20 protein-coding genes are annotated in these 22,754 nt (G+C 69.8%); 6 read left to right on the top strand and 14 right to left on the bottom strand.

Annotated elements, in window-relative coordinates:
• Positions 1 to 16: 16 nt before the first annotated feature.
• A complete protein-coding gene (locus AB0C30_RS20995; protein ID WP_357946207.1) occupies positions 17 to 1,543 on the bottom strand; it encodes an ABC transporter substrate-binding protein in 1,527 nt (508 codons plus the stop codon).
• A complete protein-coding gene (locus AB0C30_RS20990) occupies positions 1,540 to 1,719 on the bottom strand; it encodes a hypothetical protein (protein ID WP_357946204.1) in 180 nt (59 codons plus the stop codon). Before AB0C30_RS20990 ends, AB0C30_RS20995 begins: the two co-directional genes overlap by 4 nt.
• A gap of 119 nt (positions 1,720 to 1,838) precedes the next feature.
• On the opposite strand from AB0C30_RS20990, the gene AB0C30_RS20985 reads away from it, so the two are divergent.
• From AB0C30_RS20985 to AB0C30_RS20975, 3 genes are all read left to right on the top strand, one after another.
• Entirely contained in the window at positions 1,839 to 3,299 is a 1,461-nt protein-coding gene (locus AB0C30_RS20985; protein WP_357946201.1) for an amidase, read from the top strand.
• Positions 3,296 to 4,060 carry a FadR/GntR family transcriptional regulator gene (locus AB0C30_RS20980; protein WP_357946198.1) on the top strand — a complete coding sequence of 255 codons (765 nt, stop codon included), beginning with the start codon at positions 3,296 to 3,298 and terminating at the stop codon, positions 4,058 to 4,060. The genes AB0C30_RS20985 and AB0C30_RS20980 overlap by 4 nt, the downstream gene beginning before the upstream one ends.
• Before the next feature lie 137 nt (positions 4,061 to 4,197).
• Positions 4,198 to 6,465 (top strand): arylsulfatase, encoded by a 2,268-nt coding sequence (locus AB0C30_RS20975; RefSeq protein WP_357946195.1) that lies wholly within the window; start codon positions 4,198 to 4,200, stop codon positions 6,463 to 6,465.
• 8 nt (positions 6,466 to 6,473) lie between these two features.
• On the opposite strand, the gene AB0C30_RS20970 is transcribed toward AB0C30_RS20975, so the two are convergent.
• From AB0C30_RS20970 to AB0C30_RS20945, 6 genes are read right to left on the bottom strand one after another with little or no spacing between them, the layout of a single operon-like run.
• The gene (locus tag AB0C30_RS20970) at positions 6,474 to 8,000 is read right to left on the bottom strand and encodes a HAMP domain-containing sensor histidine kinase (protein WP_357946193.1); all 1,527 of its coding nucleotides are present in this window, start codon (positions 7,998 to 8,000) and stop codon (positions 6,474 to 6,476) included.
• Positions 8,001 to 8,012: 12 nt separating this feature from the next.
• The gene (locus AB0C30_RS20965) at positions 8,013 to 8,705 is read right to left on the bottom strand and encodes a response regulator transcription factor (protein ID WP_225291483.1); all 693 of its coding nucleotides are present in this window, start codon (positions 8,703 to 8,705) and stop codon (positions 8,013 to 8,015) included.
• On the bottom strand, positions 8,702 to 9,232 hold the full coding sequence (locus tag AB0C30_RS20960; RefSeq protein WP_357946190.1) for a hypothetical protein: 531 nt from the start codon (positions 9,230 to 9,232) through the stop codon (positions 8,702 to 8,704). The genes AB0C30_RS20965 and AB0C30_RS20960 overlap by 4 nt, the downstream gene beginning before the upstream one ends.
• A 22-nt stretch (positions 9,233 to 9,254) precedes the next feature.
• The gene (locus tag AB0C30_RS20955) at positions 9,255 to 10,529 is read right to left on the bottom strand and encodes an ABC transporter permease (protein ID WP_357946187.1); all 1,275 of its coding nucleotides are present in this window, start codon (positions 10,527 to 10,529) and stop codon (positions 9,255 to 9,257) included.
• Entirely contained in the window at positions 10,526 to 11,257 is a 732-nt protein-coding gene (locus AB0C30_RS20950) for an ABC transporter ATP-binding protein (protein WP_357946184.1), read from the bottom strand. The genes AB0C30_RS20955 and AB0C30_RS20950 overlap by 4 nt, the downstream gene beginning before the upstream one ends.
• Positions 11,254 to 12,378 carry a biotin/lipoyl-binding protein gene (locus AB0C30_RS20945; RefSeq protein WP_357946181.1) on the bottom strand — a complete coding sequence of 375 codons (1,125 nt, stop codon included), beginning with the start codon at positions 12,376 to 12,378 and terminating at the stop codon, positions 11,254 to 11,256. The genes AB0C30_RS20950 and AB0C30_RS20945 overlap by 4 nt, the downstream gene beginning before the upstream one ends.
• Before the next feature lie 177 nt (positions 12,379 to 12,555).
• Here AB0C30_RS20945 and AB0C30_RS20940 point away from each other — a divergent pair, with 177 nt between their 5' ends.
• Positions 12,556 to 14,187 carry an efflux RND transporter periplasmic adaptor subunit gene (locus AB0C30_RS20940; protein ID WP_357946178.1) on the top strand — a complete coding sequence of 544 codons (1,632 nt, stop codon included), beginning with the start codon at positions 12,556 to 12,558 and terminating at the stop codon, positions 14,185 to 14,187.
• A 103-nt stretch (positions 14,188 to 14,290) separates the two neighbouring features.
• Here AB0C30_RS20940 and AB0C30_RS20935 read toward each other — a convergent pair whose 3' ends face one another.
• From AB0C30_RS20935 to AB0C30_RS20915, 5 genes are all read right to left on the bottom strand, one after another.
• On the bottom strand, positions 14,291 to 15,817 hold the full coding sequence (locus AB0C30_RS20935; protein WP_357946175.1) for an alkaline phosphatase D family protein: 1,527 nt from the start codon (positions 15,815 to 15,817) through the stop codon (positions 14,291 to 14,293).
• Positions 15,818 to 15,882: 65 nt separating this feature from the next.
• Positions 15,883 to 17,610 (bottom strand): hypothetical protein, encoded by a 1,728-nt coding sequence (locus AB0C30_RS20930; protein ID WP_357946172.1) that lies wholly within the window; start codon positions 17,608 to 17,610, stop codon positions 15,883 to 15,885.
• Positions 17,603 to 19,384, bottom strand: a complete 1,782-nt coding sequence (locus tag AB0C30_RS20925) for an HSP90 family protein (RefSeq protein ID WP_357946169.1) — start codon at positions 19,382 to 19,384, stop codon at positions 17,603 to 17,605. The genes AB0C30_RS20930 and AB0C30_RS20925 overlap by 8 nt, the downstream gene beginning before the upstream one ends.
• A gap of 102 nt (positions 19,385 to 19,486) precedes the next feature.
• The gene (locus tag AB0C30_RS20920; RefSeq protein ID WP_357946166.1) at positions 19,487 to 20,068 is read right to left on the bottom strand and encodes an HAD family phosphatase; all 582 of its coding nucleotides are present in this window, start codon (positions 20,066 to 20,068) and stop codon (positions 19,487 to 19,489) included.
• Positions 20,065 to 20,883, bottom strand: a complete 819-nt coding sequence (locus tag AB0C30_RS20915; protein WP_357946163.1) for a hypothetical protein — start codon at positions 20,881 to 20,883, stop codon at positions 20,065 to 20,067. The genes AB0C30_RS20920 and AB0C30_RS20915 overlap by 4 nt, the downstream gene beginning before the upstream one ends.
• 160 nt (positions 20,884 to 21,043) lie before the next feature.
• Between AB0C30_RS20915 and AB0C30_RS20910 the strand changes: the two genes are divergently transcribed.
• On the top strand, positions 21,044 to 21,322 hold the full coding sequence (locus AB0C30_RS20910; RefSeq protein WP_357946160.1) for a helix-turn-helix transcriptional regulator: 279 nt from the start codon (positions 21,044 to 21,046) through the stop codon (positions 21,320 to 21,322).
• An 80-nt stretch (positions 21,323 to 21,402) separates the two neighbouring features.
• On the opposite strand, the gene AB0C30_RS20905 is transcribed toward AB0C30_RS20910, so the two are convergent.
• The gene (locus tag AB0C30_RS20905) at positions 21,403 to 22,230 is read right to left on the bottom strand and encodes a hypothetical protein (protein WP_357946157.1); all 828 of its coding nucleotides are present in this window, start codon (positions 22,228 to 22,230) and stop codon (positions 21,403 to 21,405) included.
• 113 nt (positions 22,231 to 22,343) lie between these two features.
• On the opposite strand from AB0C30_RS20905, the gene arfB reads away from it, so the two are divergent.
• Complete coding sequence (gene arfB, locus AB0C30_RS20900) at positions 22,344 to 22,751, top strand: alternative ribosome rescue aminoacyl-tRNA hydrolase ArfB (RefSeq protein ID WP_225291497.1); 408 nt, start codon at positions 22,344 to 22,346, stop codon at positions 22,749 to 22,751.
• Positions 22,752 to 22,754 lie beyond the last annotated feature (3 nt).

The raw sequence follows: 22,754 nt of genomic DNA, 5'->3' as shown, positions 1-22,754 counted from the left end.
CGGTTGACGCCGCCTTTCACGAGCGGCCCAGACCGGTGAGATCCAGTGACTCGGAGACGGAGTTCACGGGCAGGCCGGTGATGTCCTTGTCCGCCACCATCAGGTTCGGCAGCAGGAACAGCCAGTCGGCCGCGGCGTCCTTGGACAGCAGCCGGGCGGCCTCCCGCATATGGGCGATCTCCTGCTCCTGAGTGCCCTCGTCCGCCTTCTTCAGCAACGCGCGGAATTCAGGGTTGTCGTAGCGGGTGTAGTAGGTCTTGTTCCCGAACACCGTATAGATGTCGCGGGGCTCCACATGGGAGATGATGGACATGTCATAGTCGGCGTTCTTGAACACGGTGGTCAGCCAGGCGGCGGGAAACTCCAGCTGGTCGAGCTCGACCTTGAACCCGGCCTGTTCGAGCTGGCTCTTGACCACGGTGCCGCACGCGGTGGCGTAAGGCAGCGTCGGAAGCCGCAGCCGCAGCGTGGTGCCGGCTTCGCCGGACTCCTCGAGGAGCTTCTTGGCCTTGCCGATGTCGTACGGATACTCGTTCGCGAGGTCCTCGTACCACGGGTCGGTCGGCGGGACCATGCTGCCGATGAGCTTGCCGCGGCCTGCCCAGCAGGTGTCCACCAGGGCTTTGTGGTCGATGGCGTAGCGGACTGCCTGGCGGGCCTTCAGATTCTTCAGCGGGCCCGAGCCGTTGTTGAAGGAGAGGACCACCTCGCCGTTGGTCGAGCCTTCGATGATCTGGTACTTCGGGTTGTTCTGGAACCGGTCCAGAGCATCCGGGGGCTGCATCGTGCCGATCACGTTGATGGTGCCCGTGAGCAGCGCGTTGTGCATGGCCGTCGGGTCCTTGAAGTACTTGAGGGTGACCGACGCGAAGTGCGGTTTGGGCCCCCAGTAGCCATCATTGCGGGCCAGCGTGATCGAGTCGCCGCGGGTCCACGACTTCAGCGCGTATGGGCCGGTGCCCACCGGCTCGGTGGCCAGCTTGCTCACGCCGGTCCGGCTGAACATCGCGCCTACGCGGGTGGTCATCCAGTACAGCCAGTTGTTGCTCGGCTCTTTCAGGGTGACCTTCAGTTCGGTGGGCGACACCGCCTGCACCGTGTCGACGACGTCCATCCGGGACTTCAGCGCTATCGTCCAGCCGGACGTGACGCGTTCGATGGAGAACTTGGCGTCCTCGGCCGTGAACGGCGCGCCATTGCTGAACTTGGCGTCCTTCACCAACTGGAACGTGTATGTCTTGCGGTCCTTGGACAGGGTCCACGACGTGGCCAGATCGGGCTCTATCTTCCCGGACTGGTCCGCCTTCACCAGGTTCTCGTAGACGTTGTACAGCAGTGCCTGCGGAATGGCCGCACCTTCGGTTTTGGTGAAGTCGAGGTTGGCCGGCTCGGCGACGAGGCCGATCTTCAGGGTGTCGCCCGCAGGGCCGCCGGTGCTGTTTCCCGCTGTCGTGGACCCGGCCGAGCAGGCTGTCAGCAGCAGCGATGCGAGCGCGGCCGCGACCGTCCCGAGGTGCCGCGTCCGCTGCTTGTTGGGTTTCATAGGTTCCACCCCTGGCTTTCCATCGTGTTCAGGAGGTCGAACGAGGTCACGTCGAGCCGGTGGCCGTCAACCTCCAGCGCGCTCTGGAGCGCGGGCACGGTCGCCGCGACGACCTCAGGGCCGATTCCGTCGCCCGGTATGAGGGCGAGCCGCACGACCTTGGTGTCCCTCGTCATAGACGCCACCTTCCGCATGACTGGCCTGACCAGTAAGCTCACTTGCAGGTACCGTGGCGACTGAAGCTGCACTTGTCAAGGGTTCCAATGCCCCACGCATCGCGACCGAAGGAGAGCGGGTGCTCACGGAACACGGTCTGGCCGCCATGTCGGCCGTCGAGATGGTGGCCGGATTCGCTGACCGCACCTTGTCGCCGGTCGAAGTCCACGACGCCGTCCAGTCGGTGATCGAGGCGCGTGAGAGCGTGCTCAACGCGTTCTGGGTGCGGGATCCAGCCGAGTCCCGCAAGGCGGCCCTGGCCAGCCAGGCCCGATGGGCGGCGGGGGAACCGCTCGGGCCGATCGACGGCGTGCCTGTGACGCTGAAGGAGAACATCGCCCGCAGGGGCGTCCCCATGCCCTCGGGCAACGCGGGGGTCGAGCCGGTCAACCCCGAGGTGGACGCGCCCATCACCGCGCGGGTCGTCGAATCCGGTGGGGTGATACTCGGGTCGACCGTGATGCCGGACTGGGGCATGCTCTCCTCGGGGGTCTCCAGCCGGCACGGCATTGCGCGCAGCCCCTGGAACGCCGCCTGGACCACGGGCGGTTCCAGTTCCGGCGCGGGGGCCGCGGCCGCCGGAGGATACGGCCCGCTCCACGTCGGCACCGACATCGGGGGATCGATCCGGCTGCCGGGCACCTGGCTGGGCCTCGCCACGCTCAAGCCCAGCTACGGGAGGATCCCGCTGGACACCCCGTACCTGGGGCGCACCGCCGGCCCCATGACGCGCACCGTGGCGGACGCGGCCCTGTTCATGCGTGTCCTGAGCAGACCGGATCCCCGGGACTGGTCAAGCCTGCCACCGCAGGACATCGACTGGTCGGCGCTGGACGGCGATGTACGCGGGCTGCGGGTGGGCGTGCACCTGGACGCCGGTTGCGGGGAGCCATGCGACGCCGAGATCCTCGCCGCGGTGAACCGCGCCGCCGCGGTCTTCGAGGCGGCGGGAGCCGTCGTGGAGCCGGTCGAGCCGTTCATGAGCCAAGATCTCCTCGACGACCTGGATCTGTTCTGGCGGGTGCGGTCCTGGAACGACTTCCGCGAACTGGCGCCCGAGGCCGGGCTGCGCGTCCACCCCTACGTCATCCAATGGTGCCAGAGGGGTGCGGACATATCGGGCACAAGGCTACTCCAGTGCTACCAGCAGATCATGCGCATCCAGGCGCGGACCGTGGCGGCGACGCTTCCCTACGACCTCGTGCTCTCACCGGTCGCTCCGGTGGCGGCGTTTCCCGCTGAGCAGCCAATGCCGTTCATGGGGGACGGGAAGACCATGTCCCACATCGGCTTCACCGCGCCGTACAACATGTCGGGGCAACCCGCGGCGACCGTCAACTGCGGCTTTACGGCGGACCGCCGGCCCATCGGGGTGCAGATCGCGGGCCGTCGCTTCGACGATCTCGGCGTCTTGAGGGCGGCGGCGTGGTACGAACGGAACCGACCTGCCGATGCGGTCCCGCGCTGGCCGGACAGCGTCCCCGGGGCGCCCACCGGGGAGAAGACGACATGGACCACGCTCGAGGGGAAGAAGCCATGAGTGACGGGGCACAGTTCCGGCAGGTTTCGCCGGTACGGCTCTACCAGCGCATCGTCGAGCAGATCGAGCAAGCGATCGTTCGAGGTGACCTGAAGCCCGGTCAACGGCTGCCGAGCGAGCGAGAGCTGGTGACGCAGTTCGGGGCGAGCCGGCCCACAGTGCGAGAGGCCTTGCGCGTGCTGGAGAGCAACGGGCTCGTCCGCTCGCGTCCGGGTGACCCGAACGGCCCAGAGATCCTGCCGTTCTCGTCGGCCGGTCTGACCAAGGAGATGACCCGGCTCGTCCAGTTCGACAACATGTCGATGGCCGAGTTGATCTCGTTCCGCATGATCCTCGACGGGTCGGCGAGCTTGCTGGCGGCTCGGCTGCGGTCCGAGGAGGAGCTGTCCTCCATGGAACGGACGATTGCCGTCATGTCGGACGCGATCGAGGCAGGGTACGAGGAGTTCAGCAAGGCGGACGTCGCATTCCATGAGGCGGTGGCCCGGGCCGGCCGCAACTCCCTCATCGAGGTCTGCAACCAGGTGGTCCGGGACGCTGTCCTCTCGCTGATCTCGGACAAGGTCGCCCACGCGCTCAACAGCACGGCGCTCATGCGGGAGTCGCTCCACCACCACCAGGAGGTGCTGGAGGCGATCAGGGAACGGGACGGCTTGGCGGCGGCACGCATCTCGCGGCGCAATCTCTACGACTACTACGCCGGCTACGTCACCGAGAACGAGCAAGGGCTGCTGCTCGCGCTCGTGGACGAAGAGCCCTGAACCTTCCTCGGAACCTCCAGGGGCTGCCGACCGCGCCAAGCCTTCGAATCCCACCTGTCCGATCGCCGCGCCGCTCAGCAGATGTGATGAGTGCGGACCCCGCTGCGGTCACATGTTCACGCAAAGGAGCGTCCTGGATGACCAACGCCTCTCCGCATCCGCCGGCCGCGAGCGGTACCTTCCACGGCAAGATCGGCATGACCTACGAGGAGTCGACTCCGTGGTGGCCCGAACCGCAGGCACTTCCCGAGGACACACCCAATGTCGTGATAATCGTGCTCGACGACGTCGGCTTCTCCGACCTCGGGTGCTTCGGCTCTGACATCGACACCCCGGCCATGGACGCCCTGGCCGCCGGCGGCCTTCGCTACACGAACTTCCACACCACCACGCTGTGTTCGCCGACCCGGGCCGCCCTGCTGACCGGCCGGAACCACCACTCCGTCGGTATGCGCATGCTGTCCAACTTCGACACCGGCTTCCCCAGCGGTCGCGGACGGATCACCAGGGCCGCCGCGACGCTGTCCGAGGTGCTGCGCGACAGCGGCTTCAACACCATGGCCGTGGGCAAGTGGCACCTGGCGCCGATGGAACAGACCACCGCGTCCGGGCCGTACACCCAGTGGCCGCTGTCTCGCGGGTTCGAGCGCTACTACGGATTTCTGGAAGCGGAGACGGACAGCTTCTATCCGGAACTGTTCTACGACAACCACGCCGTGGCTCCGCCGAAGAGCCCGGAAGAGGGCTACCACCTCAGTGAGGACCTGGTCGACCGGGCCATCGAATTCATCACCGACCAGACTTCGGTCACTCCGGACAAGCCCTTCTTCCTCTACCTGGGTTTCGGCGCGGCGCACGCCCCGCACCAGGCTCCCCGGGAATACCTGGAGAAGTACCGGGGCCGGTTCGACCACGGCTGGGACGCCGAGCGCGCCACCCGGCACGCCCGCCAGATCGAACGGGGCATCCTGCCGCCCGGCACCGAATTGGCGCCGCGCAACCCCGGGGTCGTTCCCTTCGACGAACTGTCGGACGACGAGAAGAAGCTGTCCGTACGCCTTCAGGAGGCCTACGCGGCGATGGTCGACCATACCGACCACCACATCGGCCGGCTGATGGAGTTCCTGGAGCGGATGGGCCGGATGGAGAACACCATCACCATCCTGCTCTCGGACAACGGGGCCAGCCAGGAAGGCGGTCAGAAGGGTTCGCTCAACCCCACGGCATTTCAGAACGGCGTCCCCGAGGACCTCGAGGAGATGGTCGCGCGGATCGATGAGATCGGCACCACACGAGCTCACTCCAACTACCCCTGGGGCTGGGCGCAGGCGGGCAACACGCCGTTCAAGCGCTACAAGCAGAACACCCACGAAGGTGGCGTCCGCTGCCCGCTCATCGTGCGGTGGCCCCGGGGGCTGCCGCGCACCGACGAGATCAGGCAGCAGTTCCACCATGTCACCGACATCGTCCCGACCCTCTTCGAACTGCTCGGTCTGCGGGCTCCCGCGGTCTACAACGGCATCCCGCAACTGCCTATACACGGTGTCAGCATGGCCTATACCTTCGACTCGCCGACCGAGCCGACGCGCAAGGAAGCCCAGTACTTCGAAATGTTCGGGCATCGCGCGGTCTGGCACGACGGCTGGAAAGCCGTCGCCTTCCACCAACGCGGAACGCCCTTCGACGCGGACCGATGGGAGCTCTACCACCACGACACCGACTTCTCGGAATGCAACGACCTGGCGCAGGCGCGGCCCGAGCAACTGGAGAAGATGGTCTCCCGCTTCTGGGCGGAAGCCGGGAAATACGATGTGCTGCCGCTGGACGATCAGGGATTCGCCTACCGGGCGAAGATTCCGCGTCCCGGCTCTCCACGCATGCGCACCACCTTCACCTACTACCCCGGCATGGCTCATCTGCCCGGCGCCGCAGTGCCGCCAGTGATGAACCGCGGGCACCGCATCACCGCGTTCGTCGACCGGACCACCGCGGCAGACGAGGGTGTCCTGGTGTCCCTGGGCAACATCAGCAGCGGATACGTCCTGTATGTCAAGGACAACCGGCTGGTCTACGAGTACAACTTCCTCGGCACCCGGTACGCGGTGACCTCGGCGGAAGACCTCCCGATCGGCCCGGCGGAGCTGACCTTCGAATTCGTCAAGACCGGTGACATGCGGGGCGTCGGACATCTGTACGTGTCAGGAAAGCCGGTCGGCACCGAGGCCATTGCGCGGGTCCTCCCGCACTTCCTGGGATGGCAGGGCCTCGACATCGGCCGGGACACCCTGTCGCCCTCCTCACCCAACTATGACGGCGAATTCGCGTTCACCGGAAAGTTGGAGAAGGTCGTCTTCACGGTCGCGCCGGACGAAGAAAGCAAGGAACCCTTCGAGCGAATCGACTGAAAAGTGGGCTAAAGACCGTGCGGTTGAGACGTGGCCTGCCCGCTCGGCTGACGCTGAGGGCGGGTGGCCTGGGACGACGGGGCGAGCGGAAGCGTGACGCGGAAGGTGGCGCCCTTGCCCGGCTCGCTCGACGCGGACACGCTGCCCCCGTGCGCCTCCACGAGCGTGGCCGCGATCGACAGCCCCAGCCCGGCACCGCCGGAGCTGCGCGCCGGATCGGCCCGGTAGAACCGCTCGAACACCCGCTCGGCCACCTCCGGTGAGAACCCGGACCCCTCGTCGGCCACCTCGACGACGGCCTGCCCGTCACGCGCGCCGACCCCGACGGTGAAGGCCGTGCCCGGCGGCGTGTGGCTGAGCGCGTTGCCCACCAGGTTGCCCAGCACCTGCCCCAGCCGCGGCTCGTCACCGGTCACGAACACCGGCCCCTCGCTCCCGTACAGCATGACCAGCTCGATCTTCCGGTCCGGCGCGAGCGTCTGGGCGTCGATCACCGCGGTGGCGGCGAGGCTGAGCACGTCGACGGGCTGTTCGCCGAGCTCGCGGCGCTGGTCGAGCCTGGCCAGCAGCAGCATGTCCTCGACCAGCAGGCCCATCCGCGCGGCCTGCCCCTCGATCCGGCTCAGCAGCCGGGTCGCCTCCGCCAGGTCCTTGTCCGCGCCGAGCCGGAACAGCTCGGCGAATCCTCTGATCGAGGTGAGCGGGGTACGCAGCTCGTGCGAGGCGTCGGCCATGAACCTGCGGGTCAGCTCCTCCGAGCGCTGGGCCGACCGGGCCGACTCGCGGGCCGACTCGGCCGCCGCCTCGCGCTCGCGCACGGCCACCTCGATGCGGGCGAGCATGCCGTTCAGGGCCCGGCCCAGCTTGCCGACCTCGGTGGTGGCCGACCAGAGCGGCACGCGGCGGGACAGGTCGCCGTCCGCGATGTGGCGGGCGGTCCGCTCGATCTCCCCCAAAGGGCGCAGGCTCCGCCGTACGAGCCAGTAACAGGCGAAACCGAGCACCACGAGGGTCCCGCCACCGCCGACCGCCACGATGAGCAGCAGCTGGGAGACCGTGTCGTCCAGGTCGCCCAGGCTGATCGCGATGATCCTGCTGTCGCCGTCGCGGCCCGGCATGGCCACGGCCCGCCAGGAGGGTCCCTGCGGGTCCTGCGACTCGACGGTGAACGGCTGCCCGGCCATGAGCGCGACGTCGGTGCTGGTGAGCCTGGGCAGCTTGGGGATGTGCGTCTCGGTCGACTCGGTCATGGTCCGGATCTTGACGCCGGTGGAGTCCACGAGCACCGAGTGGAACAGGCCGAAGAAGCGCTGCGGGCGTGGGCCCGGCTGCGGCTCAGGAGGCGGCGGCGCGCCCCGCCACGGCACGCTGGCGGCACGCAACTGCTGGTCGACGCGCTCGACGAGATAGCCGCGCAGCAGCCGTACGGCGAACAGCCCGGTCAGCGTGATGGCCAGCGTGACCATCAGCAAGGTCGCCGAGACGAGCCGCAGCCACAGCGGCGTCCGCGCGAGATACCTCCTCAGTCCTGCCATTCGGGGCCGGGGTCAATCCTTGGGCGGGCGCAGGATGTAGCCGACGCCACGCAGGGTGTGCAGGTATCTCCGCTCGCCGGTGTCGATCTTGCGGCGCAGATAGGAGACGTACGACTCGACGAGCCCCACGTCGGTGCGCCAGTCGCCGTTCCAGACGTGGTCGAGGATCTGCGTCTTGGACAGCACCCGGCCCGCGTTGAGCATGAAGTAGAGCAGCAGCCGGTATTCGGTGGGCGACAGCCGCACCTGGACGCCGTCGCGCCACACCTCGTGCGTCTCCTCGTCCAGCTCCAGGTCGGCGATGCGCAGCCGGTTCGGCGGCGGCGCGCCCCGCCGGGTCCGGCGCAGCACCGCGCGGATGCGGGCGATGACCTCCTCCAGGCTGAACGGCTTGGTCACGTAGTCCTCGCCGAGCCCCAGCCCGGCGAGCCGGTCCTCCGGCGTGTCCTTGGCCGTCACGAACAGCACCGGGACCCGGCGGCCGCGGGACCGCAGCCTGCCCGCGACCGCCAGGCCGTCCAGGTCGGGCAGCATGACGTCCAGCATGACCAGGTCGGGCGTGCTCTGCTCGGCCACCCGCAGGGCCTCCTTGCCGTCGGCCGCCGTCAGCACCTCGAACCCGGCCATCCGCAGGCTGGCGGAGAACAGCTCCCTGATGTTGGGCTCGTCGTCCACCACCAGCAGCCTGGCCTCCGGCTCGGTCATCTGCCGACTCCCCCCTGGCTGATCGAGGTGGCGGCCACCGAGCCGTCCCCGCCCTTCTCGCCGCGGACCACGACGTTGGTGCCGGTCCGCAGGTCGGCCAGCTTGCCCGGCTTGGTCACCTGGACCGTGGTCGCGTCGGTGGTGGTGACCGTGACCGTGGAGCCGTCCATGGTCTTGACGTAGATCTTGCCGCCTTCGACCTTCTCGACCGTGCCCACGGTGCCGCCGCCCGCGCCGCCCATCCTCTGACCGTACCCGCCCGGCTGCCTGCCCTGCTGGCCGTACCCGCCGGGCTGTCTGCCCTGCTGGCCGTACCCGCCGGGCAGCTGCCGGCCGCCCGGCTGCATGGCGGCGGTCGTGTCGGGGGCGCCCAGCGCCTTCTGCGCCTGGATGCCGATCACCACCCCGGCCACCAGCACCACGCCCGCGATCAGTCCGAGCGTCACCTTCGACATCGGCTTGCGCGACTGGACGGCCAGCTCGCTGTCCAGATCGTCCGGATACGGCGAGCCGTCGAGTTTGGCCATTTCTGTCTCCTTCGGGGGTCCGTCACTCATGGCGCAGGGCCTGGATCGGCCTCAACTTGGCCGCCCTGTTGGCGGGATAGCTGCCGAAGAACAATCCGATGCCGACGGAGACGCCCAGCGCGAGCGCGACCGACGACGGTACGAGCACCGGCTGGATGCCCGCGACGGTGAAGCGGGTGCCCAGGAAGGCCACCAGCACCCCGGAGAGCCCGCCGACCAGACTGAGCAGCGTGGCCTCCATCAGGAACTGGCCCAGGATCGCGCTCCTGGGCGCGCCGATGGCTTTGCGGATGCCGATCTCCCTGGTCCGCTCCGTGACGGTCACCAGCATGATGTTGGTGATGCCGATGCCGCCGACCAGCAGCGAGATCGCCGCGACCGCGCCGAGCAGCACGGTGAACGTGCCGGTCGCCGCGCTGACGGTCTCCTGCAGGGTGGCCTGGTTGAGGATCCGGAAGTCGGCCGAGGCGGTGCCGGTGATGCCGTGCCGCTGGTTGAGGATGGCCGTGACCTCCGACTGCGCCGACTCCGTCGCCGTCGAGCCGCCGGCCTGCACGACGATCGAGTTGAGCGAGCCGAACCCGGTCAGGCTCTGCTGTACGGCCGGCAGCGGCGCGATGGCCACGTCGTCGGCGTCCTGACCGCCCGTCGACCCGGTCTCCTTCAGCACGCCGACCACCGTGAACGGCACCCCGGAGACCGTCACCTGCTTGCCGATCGGGTCGAGCGTGCCGAACAGCTCCTCGACCACGGTCTGCCCGAGCACAACGACCTTCCTGGCGGCCAGGACGTCGTCGTTGAAGAAGTACGTGCCCTTGGTCACCGGCTTGTTCGTGGCCTCGAAGTAGCTCGGGTAGGTGCCGACGAGCTGGGCGATCGAGTGGCTGGCCGCCCCGTAGGTGGTGACGGCCGAGGAGGCGGTCACGACCGGCGAGACCGACTTGACCGACGGGGCCACCGTCTTGTCGGTCAGGGCCTTGGCGTCGGCGAGGGTGAGCGGCCTGGCCTGGGTACGCGGGCCGGTGTTCTGCTGCCCGCCGCCGGGTCCGCCACCGCCGGCCCGCCCGAAACCGCCGCCACCACCGCCACCGCCCGCGAAGGACTGGGAGATCGTCAGCGTGTTGGCGCCGAGCCGCTGAATGTTCTTCTGGATGCTCTGCGAGGAGCCCTCGCCGACGGCGACCAGCATGATGACCGCGGCGACGCCGATGAGGATGCCGAGCGTGGTCAGCGAGCTGCGCATCTTGTTGGCCAGCAGCCCGCGCAGGGCGAAGCGCAGGACCTCGAACTGGTTCATCGAGCGACCTCCGCCATCCGCGGCGGTGGCCCGTCGATGGGGCCCTGCCGGACGTCTTCCACGATCTCGCCGTCCACCAGCCTGATCACCCGCTTGGCGTGCGCGGCCACGTCGTTCTCGTGCGTGATGAGCACGATGGTGCGGCCCGAGTCGCTGAGCCTGTCCATGATCTCCAGTACGTCCTGCGTGGACGCGGTGTCGAGGTTGCCGGTGGGCTCGTCGGCCAGCAGCAGGGCGGGAGCGGTGATGAGCGCCCTGGCCACGGCCACGCGTTGCTGCTGACCGCCGGACAGCTGGTTGGGCTCGTGGTGGACGCGGTCCGACAGGCCGACCTGCTCCAGCGCGGCCAGCGCGCGCCTGCGCCGCTCGGCCTGGCCGATGCCGCCGTAGACCAGCGGCAGCTCGACGTTGGCCAGCGCGCTCATGCGCGGGATCAGGTTGAAGGACTGGAAGACGAAGCCGACCCGGCGGTTGCGCAGCTTGGCCAGCTGGTGTTCGTCGAGCTGCCCGACGTCGGCGCCGTCGATCAGATAGCGGCCGGTGGTGGGCACGTCCAGGCAGCCGAGGATGTTCATCAGCGTCGACTTGCCGGAGCCGGAGGCGCCCATGATGGCGACGTAGTCTCCCTGCTCGACGTCGAGGTTCACCCCGCGCAGCGCCCGTACCCTGGCGTCGCCCTCGCCGTACTCCTTGACCAGGTTCTGCACGCGCAGGACGGGAGCGGTCATCGCCCGCCTCCCGGCACGCCGCCGCCACCGGGGAAGCCGCCGCCGAAGCCGCCCTGCCGCTGGTTGTTGCCGGTGCCCGTGGTCGTGGTGGCCGGCGGGACGATCTGGTCGCCTTCGGAGACGCCGGACTTGATCTCGGTCAGCGAGGCGCCCTGTACGCCCACCTCTACCGGGGTTCTGATCTGCTGGCCGTTCTTGAGCAGGGTGACCGTGTTCTGTCCGCCGCTGGTGGAGATCGCGGTGGAAGGTACGGAGATGACGTTCTCCGCCTCGCCGGTCACCACCTCCACGGTGGTGGTCTGCCCGAGTCGCACCTGTTTGGGAACCTTGGTGAAGGAGATCGTCACCGGATACTGCACGACGTTGTTGCTGGTGGCGGCGACCGGCTCGATCTGGGTGACCTTGCCGGTGGCCGTGACGCCCGGCAGCGCGTCGAACGTGACGGTGGCCGCCTGGCCGACCTTGAGCTTGCTGACGTCCGACTCGGTGAAGGTACCGACCAGCTGGAGTTTTCCGGTGTCGGCCAGATCGATGAACCCGGATCCCGATCCGCTGCCCGACTGGCTGCCGCCCTGCCCGCTCTGGCCGGTGCTTTGACCGGTGCTTTGGCCGGTGCTCTGAGTGGTGGACGTGCCGGACCCGTTGGAGGAACCGCCGACGGTGCCGTTGACGGCCGTGACCGTGCCGCCGAACGGCGCTCGCAGCACCGTCGCCACGGCCGTCCGCTGAGCCTCGCGGTAGGCGTTGCGCGCCTTGATGTAGGCGGCGTAGAGCTGGGCGGTCGAGGTCCCGTCGTCGACGGCGCTGTTGTATGTGGCGCGGGCGGCCGACAGGCTCTCCTGCGCCGCCGCGTCGTCGAGCCTGGCCAGGATGTCGTCCTTGCGAACCTTGTCACCGGCCTTGACGTAGATGCGCTCGACCGTGCCGCTCGTGCCGAACGCGAGCGCTCTGCTCTTGGAGCTCTCCACCGCCCCCGAGGCGGACACCGAGGCGGTCACGGTGCCGCGCCCGGCGGTCACCGTGCGAGTGACCGTCTCACTCGCCACCTCGCCCGTGCCGAGCTGGGCGTACGCGAACGCGACCCCGCCCAGCAGGAGCACGCTCAGGGCTCCGTTGGTCATCAGCGCTCTGCGCCTTGTCGACACCTTCACAGGCGGTGACCCTTGCACACCAGTCTGCGCTGGAGCCGGGAGCTAGCTGAAGGTTCGCTGACAAAACCGGAGCATACGGAGACACACAGACAACTCTGAGCCCGCTCGCAGCCTCGTACCCACCTGTTCACGCCATGATGGGCCTTCATGAGATCGACTATCCCGCCGAAGGCGCTCAAACTCGGCGGGCTCGCCCTGGCCGTCCTGGTGGCCGGCTCCGGCCTGGTGCTGGCGCTCCGTGACGATTCGGAGCCCGCCGCCCAGGTACGGCTGGCGGCGGCCAAGCGGGGCGTCGTCACCGCCTCGGTCACGGCCGCGGGCAACACCGTGGACGGCTCGCGGCGTGACCTGGGCTTCGGCGGCTCCGGAACGGTGACCAAGGTCTACGTCAAGGTCGGCGCCAAGGTCAAGAAGGGGCAGGTGCTGGCCCGGGTGGACAGCCGGGCGGCCCGCGAGGGCTACACGGCCGCCACCGCCGACCTGGCCGCCGCCGAGGAAGCCCTCGACACCGCCTCGGCCGCCGCCACCAGCACGGCCTCGTGCGCGCCGAGCAGCGGCGGCACGTCCGCCTCCGTCGCCGGGGCGGTCGCCGCCAAGGGCGCCTTCGGACCTTCTACGGGCACCGGCGGGGGTGCCTTCGGGCCTTCGACAGGCACCGGCGGGGGTGCCTTCGGGCCTTCGACAGGCACCGGGAGGGGCGCCTTCGGGCCTTCCGCGGTTCCTGTCGTGGACGCCGGCCCCACCACCACGCTCACTCCGGGCACGACGCCGACCCCGCGGCCCACATGGACGCCGACGCCGGAGCCCACGCCGAGCGGCCCCGAGCCGCAGCCCACCGTCACGGTGACCGTCACGGCCACGGCGACCGTCACCGCGACCGTCACGGCCACGCCGGAGGGCGGCCGGCCGTCAGCCTCGCCGACCGGCACCTCCACCGGCAAGCCGTCCGCCAAACCCACGGGGAAACCCACGGGCAAGGCCACCGGCAAGCCCACAGGTAAGGCCACCGGGAGGCCCACGGGAAAGCCGTCGACCGGCGCCTCGGGCCGGCCGACCGGGAAGGCCACGCCCGGAACCCGCCAGTCCCAGGGCGGCAGCCCCTGCGCCAGCACGAACGGCAAGGGCGGCATCAGCGAAGACCAGGCCAGCGCGAACGTCGACCGCGCCCAGGCCGCCCTTGAACAGGCCGCCGACGCGGTGCGCGGCACCCGGATCGTGGCCCCCGCGTCCGGCACGGTTCTGTCGGTGGCGGGATCGGTCGGCGACACGGCGGGCACCAGTACGTTCATCAGCCTCGGCGACCTGAACGAGCTCCAGGTCGACGCGCTGGTCACCGAGTCCGACGTGAACAAGCTCAAGCTCGGCCAGCAGGCGAGCATCACCCTGGCCACGCGGGGCGCGCAGAAGTACCCGGGCACGGTCACCCGCATCGCGCCGACCGCGACCGTGAGCGACCAGCTCGTCCGCTACTCGGTGACGCTCGCCTTCGACCAGCCGCCGCGCGGGCTGATGCTCGGGCAGACCGCCTCGGTGTCGGTGACGACGGGCACGGCCAATGACGGGATCTACGTACCCGCCGAGGCGGTGAAGAGCCGGGCCGACGGTACGAGCGTGGTCACCGTACGCTCGGGCGGACGCGACGCGGTACGGGCGGTGCGCACCGGGGTGCGCGGGGACCAATATGTGGAGATCACCTCGGGCCTGAGCGAGAGCGACCAGGTGGTCATGGCGGACAGCAGCACGGGCGAGTTCCCGGACGACAGCTGGCCGGAGAGCTGACCACCCACCGGCCGGGCCACATGGGGTGGCTCGGCCGCGTTTCCGTTGAGCGAACCCTCAGCCGTTTGACAGCGAACGTTCAGGTACGAACGCGCGGACGGGCTCAGGCTCGGGCTCGGGTGGTGGCCGGGATGGTGAGGCTGTGGGCGGTCTTGGCCGGGGCGCCCTTGCGCGAGATGTAATCCAACGTCCGGAAATCTACCGAAATATCGTCACGAGTGACCTTGGCCATCAGGTAGCCCCGCCGCTGGTCGATGTAGGAGATGTGCGGGTTCTCCTGCAGCGACTCGGCGATCCACGTCCGGTCCCGGTACCCGTCCCCGTCGCTGGCGATCGACGACGTCACCAGCTCCTTGGCCACCCCGGGCGAGTCGGGGTCGTCGAAGTCGGTCTTGAGGTCGGCCAGGTGGTGCATGTGGGCGTCGCCGGTCAGCACGACCGGGTTCGAGGTGCCGGACAGCGAGCCCAGCAGCCGGGTCCGCTCGGCGGCGTACCCGTCCCACGCGTCGAGGTTCACCTCGCGGCCCGGCCCGACCTTGTAGTCGCGCTGCGCCATCAGGATCTGCTGCCCGAGGAGGTTCCACCGGGTGCCGGAGCCGCGCAGGCCGTCCTCCAGCCAGCGCCACTGGTCGGCGCCCAGCAGCGTACGCCCGGCCGACAGCCGCTCGTCGCACCCCGCGCGTACCCCGTCCAGGCACGCCTGGTCGTCACGGAACTGCCGTGTGTCGAGCAGGTGGAAGCGGGCCAGCGACCCCCAGGAGACGCGCCGGTTCACCCGCAGCACCGCGCCCTGCAGGCTCGCCCGGCGCAGCGGCATGTTCTCGTAGTACGCCCGGAAGGCGTCCGCCCGGCGCCGGGTGAAGTGGGGAGCGTCGGTGCTGGAGACGGACCCGGCCCAGTTGTTCTCCACCTCGTGGTCGTCGAAGGCCACCAGCCACGGCGCCACCGCGTGCGCCCGCTGGAGGTCGTGGTCGCTCTTGTACTGGGCGTGCCGCAGCCGGTAGTCGGCCAGCGTCTCGCACTTGCCCGGCGTGTGCGTACGCACCCGGCCGGCCAGCGCGGTGTAGCCGCTGGGGCCGTACTCGTACATGTAGTCCCCGAGGAAGACCACCAGCTCGGGCTCCTGCTCGGCCAGCCGCCGGTAGGCGGTGTAGTAGCCGTGCTCGTAGTGTGCGCACGCGGCGACCGCGAACGTGAGCGGCACCTCTCCCGTGGGCGTGGTCCTGGTCCGGCCGGCGGGCGAGAGCCTGCCCTCGCTCTTGAACCGGTAGAAGTAGTCGCGCCCCGGCTCCAGGCCGGCGACCTCGACGTGGACGCTGTGAGCGGCGCCCGGCCGGGCCTCGGCCGTACCGGACTTGACGATCTTCGAGAAGCGCTCGTCGGTGGAGACCTGCCAGTCGACGTCCACATCACGGGAGGGCATGCCGCCGCGACCGTCTCCGGCGAGGGGGTTCGGGGCGAGGCGGGTCCAGAGGACGAAGCCGTCGGTGGACGGATCTCCGGAGGCGACGCCTAGGTTGAACGGGTCGGATTTGAGGGTTCTGGTCTGCTGGAAAGAGGCTGCTGCTGCCTGCTGGGATGGCGCGAGGAACGTCACTGCCGCCGCGGCGAGGAAGGATCTGCGGTCCACGGTCCAGGTATGTCCACCTCGACTGACAGGGTTGTGACAATGGAGTCAAGGCTGGATGAACAGCGTCAGTCCTCCTGCTCCGTCTCTTGTCGCAGTCCTTCCAGAAGTTCGCGGGCTCGCATGGCGCCGATCTGATCGTCGAGGGCCAGATAGGCGTCGAGGGCTTCCTGGCAGCGTTCGGCCGCGGCCTCGTGGCACTTGGCCCACTCGAGGGCGACGGCCTCGTCGTAGCCGAGCCCGGCGAGCTCCCAGACCGCCTCCCGCCGTCGCCCTGCGTCCGACTGCCCCGTGTCCGACTGCCCCGTGTCCGACGGTCCTGTGCCCGGCTCCCCCGCGTCCCGCTCCCCCGCCTCCGACGCCGCGGTCAGGGCGGCTCTGGCTTGGGCGTACGCCTCGCTGATCTCGGCGAAGTCGTCGCTGGCGAAGTAGACGCACTTCGCGCGCTGCCTCATGGCGCAGCCTGCGGCGAGGAGCTCGCCGGCGTTCCGGTAGAGGTCCGCCGCCGCCGCGTACGCCTGTGCCGCCTCCACGTCCAGATCGAGGTCGGCCAGCTCCTTGGCCGTCTCCATGGCCGCGGCCGGGTCGCCCGCCGCGCGCAGGGCGGCCAGCCCGGCGTCGTGTTCGCCCAGCTCGAACAGCTCGCGGATCGCCGTACGGCTGTCGGTGTCCGCCGGGTTGATCCGTCCGGCCGACTCGCCGCGGCGGGCGGGCGAGACGAGCGGGAGGTGGGCGACCAGCGGCTCGGCCGCCAGGGTGGCCGCCACGCGACGCGTGTGGACGTCGTCGCCGTTTCGGACGTCGAAGCGGGCGGCGATCTCCCGCGCCCCGGCCGCCAGCTCCGCGTGCAGCTCCGGCACCGGCACGTCACGGCCGGCCCGCCGTACGGTGAGACCGTCGTGGCCCGTCTCCATCAGGCGGCGCAGCACCAGCGCGGCGCCCGTCATGAACGAGCGGGCCTGCGCCGGCGACGGCGGCCGCTCCAGCAGCGGCAGCTCCCGCTCCAGGATCTCCAGCCCGCGCGTCTCGTTTCCGGTCAGCGCGCAGAATTCCAGGTGGTCGCCGATGTCGTCCAGATATCCGAGCTGTCCCTGCACGATGCGGTACGCCCGGCGGTGCGCCTCCGCGGCCTCGTCCAGATGCCCGGTCTTGAGGTACGGCGTGAGCAGGGTGCACAGGATGCTCTGCGGCTGCACTCCGCAGGAGAACTCGCCCGCGACGACGGGCCCGCCGACGGCCACGGCCTCCTCGTACCGGCCCAGCGACGCCAGCACGTACGCCCGGCCGCCCAGGTCGCAGGCGCGGCAGTCGGACAGGTCGTCGCGCGGCGCGGTCTCCCAGCGGTGCAGCCACTCCTCGACACCCGGCTCGTCGCCGAGGTGGAGCGCGACGCGGCAGCGCTGCGCGTACACGGCCTGGGGCGCCCCGGCCTCGCGGTAGCGCCGCTCCATGTCGTCCAGCGCGTCCAGCGCCCGCCGCAGCGGGATCTCCGGGAACCTGCGCATGTCGCTCATGATCCACTTGAACTGCCAGAGCACCCTGCGCGCCTGCCACTCGGTGAACCGGCCGGGCTCGGCGTCGTAGGCGGCCACGGTCCGGGAGAAGGTGGCGAACGACTTCGCGGGCTCGCCGCCGTACTGGTAGGCCTGGGTGAGCGCGAGCCGCGCCGCGATCGCCGGCTCCGGCTCGCGCAGCGCCTCGGCCTCGCGCAGCGCCCGCTCGGCCAGCACGGTCCTGGCCTCCCCGTACGGCAGGCGCGCCGCCTCCGCCAGCAGCGTCTCGACCTGGTCAGCCATGCGTGCCCCCTTGCACGGCCCAGTCGAGCAGGCCGAGGAACGAACGGTTGAGCGCCGCGGTGTCGGCGGGCCGCAGCGGGTGATGCCCGTGGAGCAGCGCCATGCCGTACAGCGCCTCGACGGCGGTGGCGGCCAGCGTCAGGTCCGGCAGCCCGGTGACGCGGCGGACCAGCGGGTTGCGGTGATTGAGCACCAGCCTCGGCCGGTCCACCGCCAGCGTGCGCTCCATCGCGCCGAGCACGTCGGCCCAGAGCTCGTCCCCCAGGTCGCGGGCCTCGCGCAGCTCCGCGTGGTGCTGGGCCGCGCGGCTGGTCAGGTAGAGGGCGGGCAGCGAGGCCGGGTCGAAGTCGCGCAGCACCACCTCGCAGCCGAGCGGGTCGAGCACCCGCGCGGCGGCGCCGAGGAAGGGGCGGGCGCGTAGTTCCGCCTCGAGGTCCGCCGGGCCCAGGTGCGTGACCAGCTCGCCGGGGTCGAGGCGGGCCAGCCGGGCGTCCGGGTCGATGCGGGTGAGGCGGGGCAGGATCTCGCTGTCGTAGACGTAGCCGCCGTTGACCAGGCCGACGCCCTGCGCGCCGGAAACGGCCGCGAGCTGGCGGAACTCGTCGACGCTGGTGGTGTAGCGGCCGTTCGGGTGCCTCGACCTGAACTGGGCGAGCGTCATCCGCCCGGCGCTGGTCTCATACTCCAGCCATTGATCGACCAGCCTGAGCATCTCGTCGTCGTGCAGGGCCAGGGCCTTGACGCCCAGGTGGTGCAGGCCCAGGAAGGCGCGCAGGCCGTCGGGGTCGGTCTCGGCCAGCCGGACCAGCCAGGCACGCAGCTGGCGGCCGAGCTCCAGGCGGGTGTGTTCGAGGAGGTCGTCCTCGTAGAGCGCCTCGCGGCTGGCGGTGGGCCGCAGCTCGGCCGCGTCGACGACGCCGCGGGCGAAGAACGCCCAGTCGGGCAGCAGGCCGTCGGCGCTCTCGGTGAGGAGCATGCGCTTGAGGTAGACGCGGTGGCCACCGCGGATGGCCGGGTTCGCCGGAGTGGGCAGGATGTAGGCCACGCCGGTGAGCCCGGCTTCGGGGACGTGGAGGTCGACGACGTCGAGCGGCGTGAACCCGAACAGCTCCGCGCAATGCTTTTGCAGGAAATTCCGTCTTATCGCGGGAGAAGCGTGCTTTGTCTGCCAGGGCGGGGCACCGACGGTGGTGCGGCGGCCGTTCACGGTGACGTCGATCGGCAGGAGCGAGCCGTACAGCTCCGCCAGTTCGGTGATCGTCCGCTCCGTCACCCACTCGGCGGCGTCCGGCCGCGCCGCGAGGGTGACCGTGGTGCCCGGCTCGTCCCGCTCCTCCCCCGCCGGCGCCACTTCGTAGCGGCCGTCGGAGCGTCCGGTCCAGAGCACGGTCGGGCCGCCCGTCGCCGACCTGGTCCGCACGCTGATCTCATCGGCCACCAGGAAGCCGGACAGCAGGCCGATGCCGAACTGGCCGAGGAACTCGTGCCGGGCGAAACCGAGCTCGTCGCGCTTGGAAGAGCGGCCGATGGTGGCCAGGAGCACGTGGACCTCGTCCTCGGTGAGGCCGATGCCGGTGTCGTGTACGCTGAGCCGCCCATCGGCCACCTCGATGGTCACCGTGGCGGGCGCCTCCGGGTCGGCCGCCCGGCGTGCGGTGATCGCGTCGGCCGCGTTCTGGAGGAGCTCGCGTACGTACACGCGGGGGCTCGAGTACAGGTGGCGGCTGAGCAGGTCGACCACGCCGCGCAGATCGACATTAAACGCGCTCTCCATTTGAAACACCATAAATCACACAAGACATGATCCGCCGCTCGATTAACGCTCCTCACACCTTGAGCGCCTTGAACGCCTCACGCCTTGAGCGCCTTGAGCGCCTCACGCCTTGAGCGCCTCCCGCAGCGCCTCGGCGGAGGTGAAGTGGACGCCCGTCATGCCCGCGCGCTCGGCCCCGGCCACGTTCTCCGCCCGGTCGTCGATGAACACGATCTCGGCCGGGTCGGCGTCGAGGTCGGCCGCCATCCGGTCGAAGATCTCCCGGTCCGGCTTCACCAGGCCCATCCGGCCGCTGTAGAAGCGGTGCTTGATGTTCGCGATCCACGGCAGCCCGTCCAGGCCGTCGGCCAGGCAGGCGGGCGCGTTGGACAGCAGGGCCACGTTGCCGCCGTCGTCCAGGAGATCGTTCAGGATGGCGACCGTCCCCTCGTCCGGGTAGGCCCAGCTGGCCACGTCCATCGCGACCAGCCGGGCGATCTCGGCGATGGAGGCGGGCCGGCCGAGCACCGCCGACCAGTAGGCGGCCGGAGACAGCGCCGCCCGGTCGAACTCCAGGCGGTGCTCCCAGTAGGCCCGCTTGAACGCCTCGGGATCGGCGTTCACCGCCTGGGCCATCTCGTCGGCGTCGGACTCGGACTGGGGCAGGGACAGCACGTTGCCGTAGTCGAAGACAATCCACGTCATGGCAGGAATGGTCGCAGATGCGGGTCGAGTGCCGGGCAACCCAGGTATTTCTCGGCGGTGTGGAAGTCGATCCAGTCGAGATTGACGAGCTCTTCGACGTCCACTCCGGTGAAGCTGCCACACAGATCGGGTGGGATGGCCGCGATGTCGTCTTTGTCGGCGATGTTCACCCAGCGCTTGACGCCGGCGGGCCGGGAGCCGAGGCCGTTGATCGGGGCGGGCAGGAGGCGCTCGAAGACCACGTTGCGCATGCCCAGCGGGCTGCCGAGAGTGATGAGCAGGTCGACCTCGAGGTCGGGGTTGGCCCAGAGCGTCTCGTAGGCCACGACGCTGCCCAGCGAATGGGCGATCACCACCCGGGGGCTGTGCTTCCTGATCGTGTCGCGGACGGCCTCCTGGCACCTCTCACGCCGGGCCGGGTCGGTCAGGTAGGCCGCCACCTCCGGCGCGAACAGCGACGCGAACGCCGCCGACCTGCTGTCGAGCCGGGCCAGCAGCCACCCGGTGAACAACTTGAGCGCTCCGGTGAAGCGCTCCCCCAGGCCCATGTTCCTGGCCCAGTCGACGAGCACCTGGTGGGCGGAGCCCTGCATGGCCGCGAACGCCTGCGGGCCCTCCTTGGGCCGGCCGTCGTGCAGCAGGTGGGAGAAGTAGGCCACCTCGCTGAAGTACGCCCGGTGCTCTCCCCCGAGCGCCGCCTGTAGGTAGCGGTCCCATTTGCGGCGCATCGCCTCGGCCGCCCCGGTCGCGGAGTTGCCCGCCGCTACGTAGTAGTTGTACTTGCCGATCCCGTGCACGCCGACGATGCCCGCCACAGCGCCCTCCCTGTTTCCCCGTGATTCCCGGAGATGGTGACACACCTCACTTGCAGATCGTTTGCCGGTTTAGTCTTGCCTAAAGGTTTAGGTAGAGCTAAAGTTGAGTCACCAGGAACCGACCGCTGAGAGCGAGACCGAGATGGCCTTTCGCCGGAGCATGCCTGACGAGGTGAGCCCGGGCGGTCTCGCCCAGGACGCCGTCGACGAGATCACGTGGTATATGCGTGAACACAAGGTCTCGCGGGCCGATCTGGCCGCCTCGATGGGCGTGTCGCCGGGCCGGGTGAGCCAGATCCTGTCGGGGGACGAGAACCTCACGCTCCGCACTCTCGGCGCCGTGGTCAAGGCGCTCGGCGCCCGCATCGAGTTCACGCTGAGCGAGGCCGAGGAGGAGTCCATCCTGCTCGTCGAGGAGACTCGCGGCTCTCGTGGGTGAAGCCTGAGCGGCCTGAGCGGCGCGTCTCATGGGTGAGGCGTGAGCGGCCCGTCTCATAGGGGCGGCGTGAGCAGCGCGTCTCATGGGTGCGGTCTGAGCGGCGTGGCGATTCGCGACCGCGTCGGCGGTACGAACCTGGGCAGCGACCGATACCCGCTCCGATAGGCCGAGGCCAGCAGCCGCAGCACGTCGTTCTCGGCGTCATGCCGAAGGATGCCGTGTAACCGGGTCAGATCATTGATGTAGCGCTCATACCTGGCCAGCCGCGTGTGCCGGGAGCCGCGCAGCGCGGTGATCACCTTGGACCGCGACGCCCCGTCCTCGACCAGCGCGGCCACGTCCAGCCGCCGCTCGATCGCGTCGAGCCTGGCGTGCACCCGCTCCTTCCTGCGCTCCTCCACCGAGAGCCGCTCGCCGATGCGCTCGTGGTAGCGGTTGGCGGCCAGGCTCAGCTCGTAGACGCTCCACGAGTCGTCGACCCGCTTCTCGCACCAGACCCGCTGGTCCTCTGCCATCGCCTGGTCGAGCTTGGCCAGCAACGACACCAGCCAGAACGTCGCCGCCTCCTTGGCCAGCGAGCGCCGGTCGTCCTCGCGGGAGCGCACCTGACTCAGCCACAGGCCGCCCGGCGCGACCGCGCCCAGCACCGTGGACAGGTAGTTGTTCAGCAGCTCGCCGCCCACCAGCGCCACGGCCGAGGAGACCAGCCCGGTAAGCAGGATGATGACGATCGCCAGCCACCAGCCGCCGGGCCCGAACGGCCGGCCCTTGCCCTGGCAGCGGAGTAAGAGGAATCCGGTGGCGGAGGCGATGGCCAAGGGCACTGTCAAGGCTATCTGCGTCGCCGTCACGTGCACCAGGGCCAGCTGCACCGCCGTCACGTGCACCACGGAATCGGCCTCCCCCACAGATCGTTCATTCCATAGTCGCAGCGGCGTCTGTGATTGGAAATCCCATTGCTTTGGGCATATGTCGCTCAGGTACGGTGACATTCCACTTCGGAGAACAGGAGCACCCCGCCATGCCCGGCCCGCTGGTCGTCAACGACTCGGTCGTCATCCCCGACGCCGAGCTCGTCTGGCGTTTCTCCCGCTCTTCAGGCCCGGGCGGCCAAGGTGTCAACACCACGGACAGCCGGGTGGAGCTCGTCTTCGACGTGTCGGCCACCACGGCGTTGCCGCCGGAGCTCAAGGCCCGCGCCCTCGACCGGCTCGGCTCCCCCACGATCACCATCGCCGCCTCTGAATACCGCTCCCAGCTGCGCAACCGCGAGGCCGCCGAACAGCGCCTGGCCCAGCGCATCCGCGAGGCCATCGCGCCCCCGCCCAAGCGCCGCCGCGCCACCAAGCCCAGTCGGGGCTCGGTCGAGCGCCGCATCGCCACCAAGAAGCTCCGCTCCGACGTGAAACGCCTGCGCCGCAGCCCCTGACCC

Origin of the sequence: Nonomuraea sp. NPDC048901, from assembly GCF_040649695.1 — a bacterium.
In the GTDB taxonomy this organism is placed as follows: domain Bacteria; phylum Actinomycetota; class Actinomycetes; order Streptosporangiales; family Streptosporangiaceae; genus Nonomuraea.
The sequence above is the reverse complement of the archived record's forward strand: the minus strand, read 5'-3'. Positions and strand labels throughout refer to the sequence as shown.